We start from the raw sequence: 16647 nt of genomic DNA on the forward strand, positions 1-16647 counted from the left end.
CTAAATGATTCTGTTCCTAAATACGAGTCTAATGCTAATGTTAGAATTATTGACAATAATGAAAATACATATACCTTTTCTGAAGTCGAAGAAGGTCTTTATGAGTCTGATGATATTTTTAAAGCCGAATTAAATAATTCCTATACTTTACACATTAGCACAAGTGATGGCAATATATACAGCTCAACACCTGAAAAAATACATGGTGTTAATGAAATTAACGACATCTCTATAGAAAAAGATATTACTCCAGAAAATATTGAAGGATTAAAAATTAATGTTATCAGTAATACAGAAGACCCTAATAGCATTTATTACAGATACGAATACGAGGAAACCTATAAAATCATAGCTCCTTACTGGTCTTCTGCTGACTTAATCCCTGTTTCTAGAGAGTTTCCTTTTTCGGTAACGTTTATACAAAAAGATTATGAGTCAAAAGTATGTTATAAAACAATCAATTCTAACACCATAATACAAACTGAAACTATTGGTTTAGATAAAAATAATGTAAATTTCACTGTACGCTTTATAGAAAAAAACGACTTTATTATTTCACATCGATATAGCATATTAGTGAAACAATATATACAAGCCCCTAATGCATATAGATACTTTAAAACCTTAAAAAAACTCTCTGTATCTCAAGGCTCATTTACACAAAATCAACCAGGTTTTATACCAGGGAACATTACCAACAGCAAAACTTCTGATGATAAAGTACTTGGTTTCTTTGAAGTGACTTCTTACTCCGAAAAAAGATTCTTTTTTAATTATTTAGACATGTATCCTGATGGAGATGTAGATTATGTTTCAGATTGTAACTTTATCGCTCCTATATTAGTTGACGGTCGTTATCCTGAGCTCTTCTCCCCTTTGATTGCTACCTTGGATAACGGAGAATATCTTTATTATACAACCAATGAGGAACCTACCAAATATGAGCCTGGTCCATATTATTTAGTTCCAAAAATTTGTGGTGATTGTAGACTCTTAGGAAGTAATATAAAACCATCATTTTGGATAGATTAAAAAAGCTCTATGAAAACAAAAATATATTTATTCCCCCCTACTACCTTTTACTTCGGACTTCAAGGGGTTGATAACGAAGAAAAAACCGTCACCTTAATAAAGTTTTAAAAATAAAAAACATGTAATATTAAATTTAAATTGCAATGAGTTTTAGAATAAAAACATATATATATATAAGCGCTTTACTAACTTTTTTTAGTTGTATTGAGCCCATAGATATTAAAGAAATTAATTATGAAAATTATCTTGTGGTTGAAGCCAATTTAACAGATCAATTAAAAAAGCATACTATAAAACTCTCAAGATCTTTTATGTTAAATGATTCTGTTCCTAAATACGAGTCTAATGCTAATGTTAGAATTATTGACAATAATGAAAATACATATACCTTTTCTGAAGTCGAAGAAGGTCTTTATGAGTCTGATGATATTTTTAAAGCCGAATTAGACAATACCTATACTTTACACATTAACACAAGTGATGGAAATGAATATAGTTCAACTCCTGAAAAAATCTCGGGCATTAATGAAATTGATGATATAACAATAGGAAAAAGTATTACTGCTGAAAATATAGAAGGATTAAAAATTAATGTTATAAGCAATACGGAAGATGTTAATAGCCTATATTACAGATATGAATATGATGAAACCTATAAAATAGTAGCCCCATATTGGTCTCAATTTGAATTAGTTCCTGTTTCTAGAGAATTCCCTTTTTCTGTAACATTTGAAGTAAAAGACTACCAAGCTAAAGAATGTTATAAAACACAAAAATCTAATACAATCATACAAACAGAAACCACTGGTTTAGATAAAAACAATGTAAACTTTACTATTCGATTTTTAGAAAAAAATGATTTCATAATTTCTCATCGATATAGTATCCTAGTTAAACAATATATCCAATCTGCAAATGCATATAGATATTTTAAGACATTAAAAAAGCTATCTGTTTCACAAGGCGCCTTTACTCAAAACCAACCAGGTTTTATACCAGGAAATATTACTAACAACAAAACTTCTGACAACAGAGTACTTGGTTTTTTCGAAATTACTTCATACTCTGAAAAAAGATTTTTTTTTAACTACTTAGACATGTACCCTAATGAAAGTATAGATTACATATCTGATTGCGATTTTATTGCACCTCAATTAACAGCTGGTCTTGCTCCTCCTTTAGTCTCACCACTAATAAACATAATTGATAAAGGTGATTATCTTTATTATAAAATAAACCCAGAACCTAGTGAATCTGCTCCTGGTCTATATTATTTAGTTCCTAAAATTTGTGGTGACTGTAGAGTTTTGGGTAGCAATATAAAACCTTCATTTTGGATAGATTAAAAAACTTACTTACTATGAAAATAAAAATATATTTATTGTTTTTACTGTTATGTACAACAGTTAACCTTTCATCACAAATAAAAATCTCTCAAGATTTATATCAAGAATCCAAAACACTTCCAAAAGAGCAAATTTTTGTCCACTATAATACAAACCTGATTCTTTCTGGAGAAAACCTTATGTTTAAAATTTATAATTTAAACAAAAACACGCTCATTCCAAGCAATCTTAGTAAAATAGCTTACTTAGAATTGGTAGACACCAATAAAAACCCCGTGATAAAAAGAAAAATTGCACTCGAAAAAGGAGAGGGATATGGAGACATTTTTATTTCTTCAGATATTAAATCAGGTAAATACAAATTAATTGCTTATACAAAATGGATGAAAAACAACAATTCTTATTTTGAAGATGATATACTTATTATAAATCCTTTTGAAGAAAAAATCGCTCTAAATTACGAAGAGTCTAAAAATAAAAAGATTACTGCATACAACTATATTTATAATACGCGAGATTTAGTTACTTTAAACTTAAAAGAACTTATCAAAGATAATGGTATCTATTCTATTTCTGTTAGAAAAGAAAATGAAGGATACCTTAATAAAAAAAGTACACCACAAAATTTCAATACTTTTTCAAAAGAAATTTCTTTTGAAGAAGAAAATACAATTTTTATTCCTGAGTTTAGAGGTCAATTAATTATAGGTAAATTAACCCCCACCTCTACTAACAAAAATATTAAAAACATAAAAATAGGTATATCAATTATTGGCAATGATAAAATCTTTAAAATTACAAGTACAGATAGTAAAGGGTATTTCTTTTTTAACATTTCCGAACCTTTTCGTTCAGAAGAAGTGATCTGTAAGTTAATTGATGAAGATATTTCAAGTGATTATAAAATCTCTTTCCCTAAAGAAAAAGAGCTAAGCTTAACTGACCTTACTTTCACCATTCCAAAAACAACCCAACAAATAATAAAAACTATAAATGACAGAAGCATTTACACACAAATTCAAAATGCTTATAATGAAACAATACAAGATTCTATTATACCATTTAGTACAAAGAATTCAATTTTCAAAAATAAAACCATCGTATATAATCTAGATGATTACACTAGATTTAATACTATGAAAGAAACTTTTGTAGAGATCATAAACAATGCTTGGATTACAAAGAAAAATGGGAAGAATAAATTTTACATTAGAGATAGTGAAACATTTACTAACTCTAATATAGAGCCATTAATAATAATAGATGGCTATATAATAACAGACCACCAAGAGCTAGTTGATATAGATCCTAAAAAGATTCAAACAATTTCTTTATTAACAGAGAAGTACAAATACAATTCAAAACTATATGAAGGGATTATTTCATTAAACTCTAAGAAAGAAAGCTATATCCCTAAAAATCAAAACAATCTAGTAAACTATTCAATACAACCTATTTCATCTAATAAAATATATTTTCAGAAAGAATATTCGCTGGATAATAAAAATGATCGAATTCCTGATTTCAGAACTCAACTTTTATGGGAACCTAGAATTTCTACTAAAAACAATGAGCTTTCTTTTTTTACCTCTGACATTAAAGGCAATTTTATTATTGAAATACAAGGTTTTAATAACAGTGGGAAGCCTGTAAACATTATTAAACATCTACATGTAAAATAACCTTATAATTAAAATTTAGGTTTGAGTTCCTTTTAAAACATCTCTCAAACACACACCAAAAAGCCACAGAATCAACTTTGTGGCTTTTTTATTTTTAAATAATATCTTTCACTTTCAAAAACCATAAATAATTGTAAATTTACCTCTTTCAAACTATACAAATTATAATGGGTAGAATTATTGCAATTGCAAATCAAAAAGGTGGAGTAGGTAAAACTACTACATCAGTAAACTTAGCTGCCGCTTTAGGTGTTTTAGAGAAAAAAGTATTATTAATTGATGCTGACCCCCAAGCAAATGCTACTTCTGGTTTAGGTTTAGATGTTGAAAGTGTAGAAATTGGAACATATCAAGTTTTAGAACATACAATTTCAGCTAAAGACACAATTTTAAAAACCGATTCTCCTAATGTCGATTTAATTCCTGCTCATATTGATTTAGTAGCCATAGAAATTGAATTAGTTGACAAGCAAGAGCGTGAGTACATGCTTAAAAAAGCTTTAGAGGATATCAAAGACGAATATGACTATATTTTAATTGACTGTGCTCCTTCTTTAGGTTTAATCACCTTAAACTCGCTTGTTGCTGCCGATTCAGTTGTCATTCCAATTCAATGTGAGTATTTTGCTTTAGAAGGATTAGGAAAACTTTTAAACACCATCAAAAGTGTACAAAAAATTCATAATCCCAATTTAGAGATTGAAGGACTGTTATTAACTATGTTTGATTCTCGTTTACGTTTATCAAACCAAGTAGTTGATGAAGTTCGTAAACACTTCAGCTCTATGGTTTTTGAAACAATAGTACATCGAAATACTCGTTTAAGTGAAGCACCTAGTTATGGAGAAAGTATAATTTCATACGATGCAACCTCTAAAGGTGCTGTAAATTACTTAAATTTGGCGAACGAAATTTTAACTAAAAACGTATAATCACTTTAAATGGCAAAGGCAACAAAAAAACAAGCTTTAGGTAGAGGTTTATCGGCATTATTAAAAGAAACTGCTGAAGTGAATTCGGCAGCAGATAAAAATGCTGACAAATTGGTAGGAAATATTATTGAATTAGACATTAATTCTATAGATGTCAATCCATTTCAACCTAGAACTTATTTTGATGAAGAAGCTTTGCGTGAATTGGCTAGTTCTATTAAAGAATTAGGAGTAATTCAACCTATTACCGTTCGTAAATTATCTAGTGACAAATTTCAATTAGTTTCTGGAGAGCGTCGTTTTAGAGCTTCTAAACTTATTGGTAATAAAACTGTTCCTGCATACATTCGTTTAGCGAACGATCAGGAAATGTTAGAAATGGCGTTGGTTGAAAATATCCAACGTAAAAACTTAGATCCTATTGAAGTTGCTCTTTCTTATCAACGTTTAATTGATGAAATTCAACTTACTCAAGAAGAACTAAGTACTCGTGTAGGTAAAAAACGTTCAACGGTTACTAACTATTTACGTTTACTTAAGCTAGACCCTATTATTCAAACAGGAATGCGTGATGGTTTTATTTCAATGGGGCACGGTCGTGCATTGATTAATGTTGATAGTAACTCTGATCAATTAAACATTTATGAGAAAATTGTTCGTGATAAACTATCAGTACGCCAAACTGAAGAACTTGTAAAAAACTTAAAAGCTGGTAAGGTTGCAAAAACAGCCAAAAAGAAAGCTTTACCTAATTATATTTCTGAAAGTGTTAAGGATATTAGCGACTATTTTGGACATAAAATTGACGTTACAGTGAACAATCGTGGAAAAGGTAAAATTTCTATCCCTTTTCATTCTGAAGAAGACTTTAATCGTATTAAAAACTTACTAAAGTAATTGAAGATACGTATAATCATATTCGCTTTTTTTAGTCTTTTTTTGTTTCAAAATACTTTTGCTCAAAAAGATTCTATTGCCGTTAGGGCAAAACAACTTCAGTTAACTAGTGATAAATACAATCCCTTGTCACCTTCAAAAGCAGCTTTTTATTCGGCTATTTTTCCTGGAGGCGGACAAATTTATAATGGGAAATATTGGAAAGCTCCGATAGTATGGGCAGCAATGAGTGCTAGTGCTTATTTTTATTTTGACAATAGCAATCAATACGATCGATATAGAACAGCTTTTAAACTTCGTACACAAGGTTTAAAAGATGAATTTACTAGAGAGGATGGAACTGTTCTTATTTCTACAGCGGGTTTAGAAAGTGCACAGAAAACTTTACGTAAAAACAGAGATTTATCATTGTTAACTGGTGTACTTTTATATGTTTTACAAATTGTTGAAGCTAGTGTTAATGCACATTTATTACAATTTGACACAGATGATAGTTTATCTATAAAACCAGTAATAACTCCCGATCCTTTATTTATTGAAGCTCCAAAAGTTGGTCTAACACTAAAATATTCTTTTTAAGATGAAAATAGCCTTACTTGGTTATGGTAGAATGGGTAAAGAAATTGAAAAAATTGCTTTACAAAGAGGTCATGAAATTGTTATAAAAGCTTCTGGGAAAGAAGTGTATGATATAACAGAAGCTGATGTAGCAATAGACTTCAGTGTCCCTTCTTCTGCTTATAACAATATTAGTAATTGTATTAATAATAATGTCCCTGTAGTCTCAGGAACTACTGGTTGGTTAGACCAATACAATGATGTTGTTAGCTTGTGTAATGAAAAGAAAGGTGCTTTTATTTATGGTTCTAACTTTAGCTTAGGTGTTAATGTTTTTTTTGAGCTCAATAAACAACTAGCTAAAATGATGAGTACTTTAGAACAATACAATGTTGCTATAGAAGAAATTCATCACACAAAAAAATTAGATGCACCTAGTGGTACGGCTATTACTTTAGCAGAAGGTATTATCGAAAATACCAATAAAAAAGCATGGGAATTAGACGAAAAAACTTCTGAAGAAAACATTCCTATAACAGCTATTAGAACTCCAGATGTACCAGGTACCCATACTGTAACCTATACTTCTGAAGTAGATACCATAGATATAAAACATACTGCACATAACCGTCAAGGGTTTGCTTTGGGTGCTGTTATTGCTGCCGAATGGTTACAAAATAAAACGGGTGTTTACACGATGAAAGATGTGTTAAATTTAGGTTAATTACGTAACAAACAAAACCAAAGAAACACTAATAAATTTAGAATTTTATTCCAAAAGGGAATACAAAACATATAGATTATGACATTTACTGAATGGTTTTTATTTTTCTTATTTATACAAGTTATTCATTTTTTAGGTACTTGGAAACTATATACTAGAGCAGGTAGAAAAGCATGGGAGGCTGCAGTACCGGTATACAATGCCGTAGTACTAATGCAAATTATCAACCGTCCTAAATGGTGGGTCATTTTACTATTTATACCAATAGTAAACCTTTTAATGTTCCCTATAATTTGGGTAGAAACTTGTAGAAGTTTTGGTTTTAACAAAAGACCAAACACTATTTTAGCCATTCTTACTTTAGGGTTGTACATCTTTTATATAAATTATGCTATCGATGCAAAACATATTGAAAACAGAAGCTTAAAACCAAGATCTCCTCTAGGTGAATGGATTAGTTCTATTTCTTTTGCTATTATCGCTGCCACCTTAGTTCACACTTATTTTATGCAACCTTACACCATTCCTACTTCATCGTTAGAAAAAACGTTGTTAGTTGGCGACTACTTATTTGTGAGTAAGTTTCATTACGGTGCTCGTGTTCCAATGACAACTATTGCTGCGCCAATGGCTCATGATACAGTTCCTCTTTTAGGAACAAAATCATTTTTATCTGATGATAAAAACAAAAATGGCTTATTAAATAAACTATCATTACCATACATGCGTTTACCTGGTTTTCAAAAAATTAAGCGTAATGATATTGTTGTTTTTAGTTGGCCTTCAGACTCACTTGCTACAATGTGGGGTGATAATTCTGGGAAATTCACTTATAAACCTATTGATAAGCGTACTAACTATGTAAAACGTGCTGTAGGTGTTCCTGGGGACAGTTTAGAAGTTCGTGAAGGTTATGTTTTCATTAATGGAAAAAGAACCGTATTACCAGACAGAGCCAAACCTCAATGGCTACATATTGTAGACACTAACGGAGAAAAATTTAGTCAAGGAGCCATCGCTAGATACAACATCAGAGAATGGGGAATGCAAGGAGATAAATATGTGTTGAATTTAACTGATGAAGAGGCTGCTTTAATTGCTAAAAATCCAATTGTAAAAAATATAGAAAAACACTTAGCTCCTAAAGGTTCTTACGATAAAACCATTTTTCCACATGATCCAAGATATGCTTGGTCTAATGATAATTTTGGTCCTATCTACATTCCAAGAGAGGGTGCTACGGTTGAATTAAACTCTAAAACAATTCCGTTTTATGAGCAGATTATCCGAAGATATGAAAACAATGATCTAACCATTTTCGGAGATGATATTTATATCAATGGTAAAAAAGCTAAAACATATACCTTTAAGCAAGACTATTATTGGATGATGGGTGATAATCGTCAACGATCTTTAGATGCTAGAAGTTGGGGATATGTACCTTTTGACCATGTCGTTGGTAAACCTGTAATGATTTGGTTAAGTTGGGATGCTAATGCACCAAACTTTTTAGCTAAACTTGGTTCTATACGTTGGGACAGAATGTTTACAACCGTTGGAGGAAGTGGTAAACCCGTTTCTTATTTATGGTTAGTGCTACTATTAATTGGAGGATATATTGTATCCAGTTTTAGAAAAAGTAAAAAGAAGAAAGCGTAATGTCACTTTTTATTCCTACGTACTTTGCTCCTATTTCGCAATATTCAGCTATTTATCAAACCGAAGCTGTTATTTTTGAAATGGAAGATAATTATCAAAAACAAACGTACCGTAATCGCTGTTATATATATGGCGCAAATGGTAAATTAGCTTTAAATATTCCTGTAAAACACAAAACGAAACAAGGAAGAAAGAAAACGAAAGACACCTTAGTTGAAAATAATTTTCCGTGGCAACAACAGCATTATAAGTCATTACAATCTGCTTATCGCTCCTCTCCTTTTTTTGAATTTTTTGAAGAAGATTTATTAAAAATTTTTAACAAAAAATACACTTTTTTACAAGATTTGAATATTGACACTCATCTGTTTGTTACCGATGCTTTACAAATGGATCAAAGCTTTTCTAAGACTACCAGTTATGAAGTCACTCCTAACATTACTGATTATAGAGCCTTAGCTATAGCAAAAAAAGGTGTAGAAATAGAAATGGACGCTTATATTCAAATGTTTGATGATAAATATGGTTTTATTCCCAATTTATCTATTTTAGATTTACTGTTTATGGAAGGACCAAATACAATTAGTTTTTTAGAAAAAATTGATGTAAATTTGAGGTAGTCCCTCCAGTTTTACACTTTAATTTTCAGACTTTTTTATGGAATTTTTCAGAAATTTCTCACTAAACTTTTACCCTTTATCAGAAGATTCTTTAGAGAAAATATCTGAGCTATTGACATTAAAAACATTTCCTAAGAACTATGAACTGGTTAGTTTAGGTCAAAACCCTACCAATGTATACATTTTAAAATCTGGTATAATTAGAGCGTATAATATTGATGAAAAAGGCAAAGAACGTACCAAAACAATTTATACACCTATAATGACATCGGGTAATTTAGGTGCACTTATTAAAAATGAACCTTCTACTTTAATATATGAATGCTTAACTGATTGTGAGGTTTTAGAATGTGATTACCAAAGCTTTTACAACTTATCTCTACAGCATCATGAAATCTCTATATTTCACTATAAAATACTAGAAGCCATATACATTAGGGAGGAATCTAAAATTTTAGAATTACAAATTCTAGATGCTACTCAGCGATATAAAAACCTTCAAGAAAAATTTCCTGGAATTGATAATTTGATTAATCAATACCATATCGCTTCTTACCTAAATATTACTCCTGTTCAGCTTAGTAGAATTAGAAAAAATTATATTAATTAACATATGTTAATGTCTATAGTATAAAAACAATATATATTTGTCAATGTACTACATACAATTGTACATTTTCCCCTTAAAATCAGACCTAACACCCCTAAAATTGGGTCTGATTTCTTATTATTTATCCTTTTATTTTTAGTAACTTCGTTTTAACAACTTACCATATTCTTATATAGCTTGTTAACTATGAGTGATGATATTAAAAATTTTCTTCATCAGTATATTAATTTATCTAGTGATATTGTTTCTATTTTTGAAGACTTAGTTGTGTTTACTGAACTTGAACCAAGTGAATTTCTTACAAAAATAGGTGAGTTTCCTAATGATTTTTTTATTATTAAAAGTGGTATTATACGCTCTTATTTATTAAATGAAAATGGTACTGAAGCTACACGAGCGTTTTTTACCGCTGGTGACATTACTGGAGCTAGTTCTGCTATGATGAGAAGAATGCCATCAGAAGTAAATTATCAAGCTTTAACAAAAGTAACAGGATATAAAGGTGATTTTTATAAGTTTTTAGAACTTACTTTGCAATATCACGAACTAAGCTTATTTTATATAAAAACACTAGAAAACGCTTATTTAAAAGCTGAAAATATAATTTTAGATGTATCCACACTTTCGGCTACTGAAAGATATTTAGATTTAAAAAAAAGAATTCCAAATATTGATGATTTAATTACACAGCGAAATATAGCTTCGTATTTAAACATTTCTCCAGTGCAACTTAGTAGAATTCGGAAAAAGCTAATTAATGAAAAACTTTTTTAACATATCGTAACAATAAAACCAATTATAAACTTATATTTGTGGCCGAAACAACCCCCTTATATTGTTTCGTCCCCCTTAATTAAAGACTTACCCCTTGTGTGTGTAAGTCTTTTTATTTTATATATCTTTTTATAAGGTTGTTTATCTGTTCTGATATAGACAATTTCACTACTACCGCCCCGTAAATAATTATAATAACAATACTCTTTAAAATAATATTAATTATTGGATGAATAGGAAATCCAAATAAGTAAAACTCAGATACCGAAAAATTCCAAAAGTAAAAACCAAAAAACATAACCAAAATGATAAAGATCATTAACAATGTTTTATTGGTAAATGGCGTCATGCTAAACTTTAATTTAACAAACCACAGTTTAAAAGCATTAAACACTAATACTGTTATTAAAGTAGCTAATGCCAACCCTTCAGTTCCCATACCCAAATCATTATAAAAATAGGTATTTAAAAAATATACTGATAGCGCCATACCTACCCCAACAGGCAGAGTTATACGATAAAATTTTGAGTTATTAATGATGGCACCATTACTACCTAACAGCATTAAAAATAGTTTTGCTGAAGAAATAAGCAACACAACTAGCCACCCTCCTTCTCCATAGTTTTTATTAGGCATTAATCTGAATAACTCCTCAACATTACAATTCACTAATACAAAAAACAATCCTCCAACCAACAACAAATTAATTGAACTTTTCTTATACAGGTTTTCAGTTTCTTTCGGATTATTTTCATTGATTGCTTTAGAGGTTAATGGCTGCAAAATTTGCCCCATTGCCCTACTTGGTGCTTCTATAAATGATCCTATAAATACGGCTACCGTATAATATGCTGCTGTTTCAAAACCTTCTTTACCAGGAATCATAACTTTATCAATATCTAAAATAATAGCTCCCGCACTTCCTGCTAGAATAATATAGAAAGTATATCGTAAAACTTCATTAAAATTATCAGGTAAAGAAAATGAGAACTTTGGAGTGTATAAACGAAAAGCATATATCATCATTAATAAAGTTCTCAAAACATAAGCAAACGACATATAAACGATAAACTCTTGCTTAGTAATAAAATGAAAGTACACCGCAAGTAACATTACCATCACAGAAACTCTATTATACAGCTCTTTTAAAACATTTCCAAAAACTGATTGCATTTGTACTTTCGCCCACGAATAAAACACTTCAAAATAAGCACAAGCTACCGCTATTATGTATATATATATTGTATAATTTTCAATAATTAAATTCTCTTTCGAGTTGCTCTTTGCTACAAAATTCATAATCCAATTATGAAAAAAGTCCCAAAAATACCCTATTGGAATGGCTATAAAAAGTGGTAATAAAATTACAGAGTTTAAAAATTTGTCTTGCTCTACTTTTGAAGTATAACTAGAAAAAAACTTGATAATTGTAAAGTGAATTCCGAAAGCTGTTATAGGCATTATCAAATTAGACGCCGAAAACACATAAGTTGCTAATCCATAATACTCATCACCTAAAAATCGTGTATATAACACTATGGTATTAATCCCCCCTATTAAAAAACCTAAATAAATTATAAGGGTATTTTTGAATGATTGTTTAAATACGATTCCCAAAGTATTACTGAATTAGTTTTTTTATTGATTGATAAATTTTTTCTCCTACATTATCGCCATACAATGCCTCTTTAAAGCTTTTTGTTGTTGCTGAAAATCTATTGAAGTCTGATACTAACTTGTTTGTATCTGTTCCTGAAACACTTGCATAACCATTATCTACTAGTTCTTTCCATTCAGTTTCTTCACGAGCTATAACACAAAATTTTTTATTAAAGAAAGCTTCTTTTTGTAGTCCTCCACTATCGGTAACTACTAAACAACAATTTTTCAACAATTCTAACATTGAAAAATAGCCTATAGGTTCTATAAAAGTAATGTTTGGTTGCAATTGATATTTTTCTAGCATCTTTTTTGTTCTTGGATGTAAAGGTAGAACCACCTGTTTTATTTTATGAATCTCTTCTAATGCTTTAAAAATATTGGTTAACTTCTCCTTACTATCTGTATTCTCTTGTCTATGAATAGTTGCTAATACAAATTGGTTCTTCGTTAAATTTAAATCACTTATAATAGACGATTTTTCTTCAGAAACTTTACTGTAAAACTCTACAGCATCTTTCATTATATCTCCGTGCTTTTCTATCAAAATATCAAAGCTACCGAAACCTTCTTTTTTTAAATTATTTACAGAAACTTCTGTAGGACAGCTTAATAAACTTGCTATTCTGTCGGTTAAAATACGATTTACTTCTTCAGGCATTTGCATGTTAAACGAACGCAATCCTGCTTCAACATGTACTACTTTTACCTGTAATTTTTGTGCTGCCAAAGCTCCTGCCAATGTCGAGTTCGTATCTCCATATACAACTACAGCATCAGGCTTTTCAACCAGTAAAATTTCTTCAATTTTTTCTAGCATTTGACCTGTCATAGCTCCGTGATTTAACCCATTGATATTTAAATTATATTTGGGTTTCGGTATTTGCATTTCTTCAAAAAAAACAGCACTCATATTGGCGTCAAAATGTTGCCCAGTATGCACTATTATTTCTTCAATTTCATTATGCTTTTGAATTACTCTGCTTAACACTGCACCTTTTACAAATTGTGGGCGCGCTCCTAATATAGTTACTATTTTTTTCAAGAATTAACGACTTGTTTAAGTATCATAGATAATTGTTCTGTCAATTTCTTTCGATGATATTGCGATATATTGTTGGAAGCAACTTGTAACACACCATCTTTAAATTGATTATACAAATGCATTATTACCTGTTTCATTTTCATTTTATCATCAAAATCAACAATCGTCCCTGCATTAGTTTTAGTCAATATTTCAGCTAAATCTCCATCTTCAGGTCCTACAGCTAAGATAGGACGTTTTGCTTGTAAATATTCAAAAATTTTACCTGTTATGATTCCTTTAGCACTTGGCACTTTATTAACTGCTAACAACAAAACTTGTGACATTTTTTGATATTGTAATACCTCATTATGTGGTACGTATTCAATCTTGGTTATATTTTTAAACTCATATTTATTCAAAAATATTTCTACTTCATCAGCTATTTTACCTATGAGTTTTATTTCTAAATCCTCAGCAAACTCTTTATTCTCAATACTTAGCTCTGACAATGCTTCCCAAAGTATTTTCGGATTTCTATCAGCATTCATCAAACCAATATGGGTAATTGAAAACTTTTCATCTAGCTTCACACTCTTTTCCTCATTTAATTCGGAATCAAAACCATTAGTAACAACGTGAATATTGTTTGAAAATTTTTCGTAGTTCTTTTTCATTGTTTTACCAACTACTAAAGTAGCATCAGCATATCTTATTACTTCTTGCTCTAATTGATGGTGCTTTGCTTTAGCTTTTTGTGTCAGCGGTAACTGATGAAAATAATCAATATCTGTCCAAGGATCTCGAAAATCTGCAATCCATTTTACACCTAGTTCTTTTTTTAGTTGCAATCCTATTAAATGTAAACTATGAGGAGGTCCTGTAGTTATAATTGCATCAATAGAATTTTCTTTTAAATATTTTTTGAGTCTTTTTACTGAAGGTTTTATCCAGAATTTACGAGCATCGGGAATAAAATAATTGGCTCTAACATACTGCATTACTTTCCCTATAAAACTTGGATTTGGATCTAAAAAACCTGCACTTATTTTAGTTTCTTTTTTCTTAAATATTGACAGTAAATCATTAGGTTCCCATATCGGGTTTTTAACTACTTCAACTCTCTCTGGCACATCTTGTTCTAACGAAGTATCTATAATTGGGTACTTTGCTTCATCAACTGTAAAAATCACAGGTTCTATATTAAAGCTTCGTAAATACTTAACAAATTTTAACCATCGCTGCACTCCAGATCCACCTGCTGGCACCCAATAATATGTAATAATTAATACTTTCAAGTTATAGGTTATTGTATAAGTTTATCAATCCTTTAGATGTTATATCCCATGTAAATTCATTTCGAACAAATTCTTTTCCATTTTCTCCAAATTTATCTCTTAACAATTTATTCTTATACAACATTATTACCTTAGTTGTAAAATCTTCTACATTTTTTGCCTCATGCACCAAACCTGCATCTACTTTAGTTATCAAGTTCTTTTGAGCTGTTGCATCACTTACCAATAACGGCTTACCTAAGCTCATATATTGAAACAATTTGTTAGCATGTGTAGTATCGTGATGTAAATTTCTGTGCAGTGGAGACAAACATATATCACTTTGTTTTATATAATAAGGAAACGTTGCTTCCTCTTGCCATCCTTCAAAACTTACTTGCTCTTCAACATTTAATTGTTCAGAAAGTTTTTTCAATTCAATATTAATACTTCCAACAATAACTAATTTGATATTTTTTATTTCTTTCTTTAGAATTAACAAACTTCTAATTGCTGTTTTTAGCCCTCTTCTTTCTCCTGTATCACCTATATACAATAAGTTAAAATTGCTTTTTGCTGTCTTATCTTCAAAATCATTTAATTCTGTAAAAAAAGACTTTCTGACAGTATTGGGTACAACTACAACATTTTTTTGAGCTATTGATGTTCTTTTACAAACTTCATTTTTTGCTTCTTCTGTAACAACTACTAATTTATTTACTTTTCTAATAAATTCCTCTTCTTTTTGTTTCCACCGTTGGGTTGATATCAACACATTCTGTGGAAACCTTTTTAAATGAGGATAAAATTTCATTATCTGAGGTCTATTTTCGTGCAAATCTAACACGACTGGTAATTTTATTTTTTTATTTGCTAACAAAACTGCCTCTGCAACAACCATATCGTGTACATGAAGTGCCTCTATCCCATATTTTTTCAGAAAATGAGTAACCTTTTTCTTCATTATATGAGAGTATATCGGAATTGTATAAGCTAGTGCAGATAGTTTATATTCCAACATACTAGATTTATATCTTTTAACTTTGATTTCGTTTATAAGCTCTTCTGAAGGCTCATCTGAATAAGTTAAACAAAACAAAAAAACTTCGTGACCCGCTTTTATTAATTCTATTGCTTCATTTTGTACTCTCGGATCAGGAGGAAATGTTTTATCCAAAATCATTCCTATCCTCATTTCAAACTCTTTTTCTCTGCAAAAACGGCATAATACCTAGGTGTATATCTTCTTAAAATAGGTCTAATTCCTAATTTATTAATAGGGCTTGTCCATTTTTCGGTATCAACAATATTCCATCCTGATTTTTCTAATAACCAATCGTATTGCCAATCCTCAAACTCATGATAGTGCCTATCCCACATATCTGTTTTACTTCTGTAAGCATTAGTAAACCATAATTTAAGAGGAACTGTGGTGATTATTTTAGTGGCCTCAATCTCTCTTAGCACATTAAATGGAGCTAGTAAATGTTCGAAGATTTCAAAAGCAGTTACTGCATCAACTTTATATTCTTTTACTATATGAGGTAATACATCTAAATCTTCTCCATCAGTATTGTATACGGTATATCCATTTTCTTCCATTATTTCTGAAAAAGGATTGCGAACTCCCAAATCTAATATAGTTGCAGGTGCTGGAAGATGTTTTTGTAAAAACTCAAGTGTATGTTTGTATCTCTTTTTTGGTAGTTTAGAATACATGAAATTTATTTTAAAACAAATGTATTATTATTTTATCATTCCAAGCAACAAAGGTAAAATACGTTTTACAACATTTATAAAACACAAAAGCGAAGGATGGTTCCTTCGCTTTTAATTTTTCAATTTTCCATAG

16 protein-coding genes are annotated in these 16647 nt (G+C 30.1%); 11 read left to right on the forward strand and 5 right to left on the reverse strand.

The window, feature by feature from the left end; genetic code table 11:
- The 11 genes from DFQ07_RS07760 to DFQ07_RS07810 all read left to right on the forward strand — a co-directional run.
- Window positions 1–1032, forward strand: a 1032-nt coding sequence (locus tag DFQ07_RS07760) for a DUF4249 domain-containing protein (RefSeq protein ID WP_166627752.1), incomplete at its 5' end; no start/stop codon positions are given.
- A 143-nt stretch (window positions 1033–1175) separates the two neighbouring features.
- A complete protein-coding gene (locus DFQ07_RS07765; RefSeq protein WP_133535725.1) occupies window positions 1176–2378 on the forward strand; it encodes a DUF4249 domain-containing protein in 1203 nt (400 codons plus the stop codon).
- Window positions 2379–2392: 14 nt separating this feature from the next.
- Window positions 2393–4060 (forward strand): hypothetical protein, encoded by a 1668-nt coding sequence (locus tag DFQ07_RS07770; RefSeq protein WP_133535726.1) that lies wholly within the window; start codon window positions 2393–2395, stop codon window positions 4058–4060.
- 167 nt (window positions 4061–4227) lie between these two features.
- A complete protein-coding gene (locus DFQ07_RS07775; RefSeq protein ID WP_133535727.1) occupies window positions 4228–4992 on the forward strand; it encodes a ParA family protein in 765 nt (254 codons plus the stop codon).
- Window positions 4993–5001: 9 nt separating this feature from the next.
- A complete protein-coding gene (locus DFQ07_RS07780) occupies window positions 5002–5889 on the forward strand; it encodes a ParB/RepB/Spo0J family partition protein (RefSeq protein ID WP_133535728.1) in 888 nt (295 codons plus the stop codon).
- Window positions 5890–6468 (forward strand): DUF5683 domain-containing protein, encoded by a 579-nt coding sequence (locus DFQ07_RS07785; RefSeq protein ID WP_133535729.1) that lies wholly within the window; start codon window positions 5890–5892, stop codon window positions 6466–6468.
- 1 nt (window position 6469) lies between these two features.
- Window positions 6470–7171, forward strand: a complete 702-nt coding sequence (gene dapB, locus DFQ07_RS07790; RefSeq protein ID WP_133535730.1) for a 4-hydroxy-tetrahydrodipicolinate reductase — start codon at window positions 6470–6472, stop codon at window positions 7169–7171.
- A gap of 78 nt (window positions 7172–7249) precedes the next feature.
- Window positions 7250–8830, forward strand: coding sequence for a signal peptidase I (gene lepB, locus DFQ07_RS07795; RefSeq protein WP_133535731.1), 1581 nt, complete (start codon window positions 7250–7252; stop codon window positions 8828–8830).
- Complete coding sequence (locus DFQ07_RS07800) at window positions 8830–9450, forward strand: WbqC family protein (protein WP_133535732.1); 621 nt, start codon at window positions 8830–8832, stop codon at window positions 9448–9450. Before lepB ends, DFQ07_RS07800 begins: the two co-directional genes overlap by 1 nt.
- 37 nt (window positions 9451–9487) lie before the next feature.
- A complete protein-coding gene (locus tag DFQ07_RS07805) occupies window positions 9488–10060 on the forward strand; it encodes a Crp/Fnr family transcriptional regulator (protein WP_133535733.1) in 573 nt (190 codons plus the stop codon).
- Between the two features lie 186 nt (window positions 10061–10246).
- Window positions 10247–10834: a Crp/Fnr family transcriptional regulator gene (locus DFQ07_RS07810; RefSeq protein ID WP_133535734.1), complete on the forward strand. Its 588-nt coding sequence runs from the start codon at window positions 10247–10249 to the stop codon at window positions 10832–10834.
- A 112-nt stretch (window positions 10835–10946) separates the two neighbouring features.
- On the opposite strand, the gene DFQ07_RS07815 is transcribed toward DFQ07_RS07810, so the two are convergent.
- The 5 genes from DFQ07_RS07815 to DFQ07_RS07835 are packed head-to-tail and all read right to left on the reverse strand — an operon-like array spanning window position 10947 to window position 16514.
- Window positions 10947–12452 (reverse strand): lipopolysaccharide biosynthesis protein, encoded by a 1506-nt coding sequence (locus tag DFQ07_RS07815; protein WP_133535735.1) that lies wholly within the window; start codon window positions 12450–12452, stop codon window positions 10947–10949.
- 4 nt (window positions 12453–12456) lie between these two features.
- Window positions 12457–13539, reverse strand: coding sequence for a non-hydrolyzing UDP-N-acetylglucosamine 2-epimerase (wecB, locus tag DFQ07_RS07820; protein WP_133535736.1), 1083 nt, complete (start codon window positions 13537–13539; stop codon window positions 12457–12459).
- A complete protein-coding gene (locus DFQ07_RS07825; RefSeq protein ID WP_166627753.1) occupies window positions 13536–14816 on the reverse strand; it encodes a glycosyltransferase in 1281 nt (426 codons plus the stop codon). The genes wecB and DFQ07_RS07825 overlap by 4 nt, the downstream gene beginning before the upstream one ends.
- A 1-nt stretch (window position 14817) precedes the next feature.
- A complete protein-coding gene (locus DFQ07_RS07830) occupies window positions 14818–15990 on the reverse strand; it encodes a glycosyltransferase family 4 protein (RefSeq protein WP_133535738.1) in 1173 nt (390 codons plus the stop codon).
- Window positions 15987–16514: a methyltransferase domain-containing protein gene (locus tag DFQ07_RS07835; RefSeq protein ID WP_133535739.1), complete on the reverse strand. Its 528-nt coding sequence runs from the start codon at window positions 16512–16514 to the stop codon at window positions 15987–15989. Before DFQ07_RS07835 ends, DFQ07_RS07830 begins: the two co-directional genes overlap by 4 nt.
- Between the last annotated feature and the right edge of the window lie 133 nt (window positions 16515–16647).

It is taken from the genome of Tenacibaculum caenipelagi (assembly GCF_004363005.1).
Taxonomy (GTDB): Bacteria; Bacteroidota; Bacteroidia; order Flavobacteriales; family Flavobacteriaceae; genus Polaribacter; species Polaribacter caenipelagi.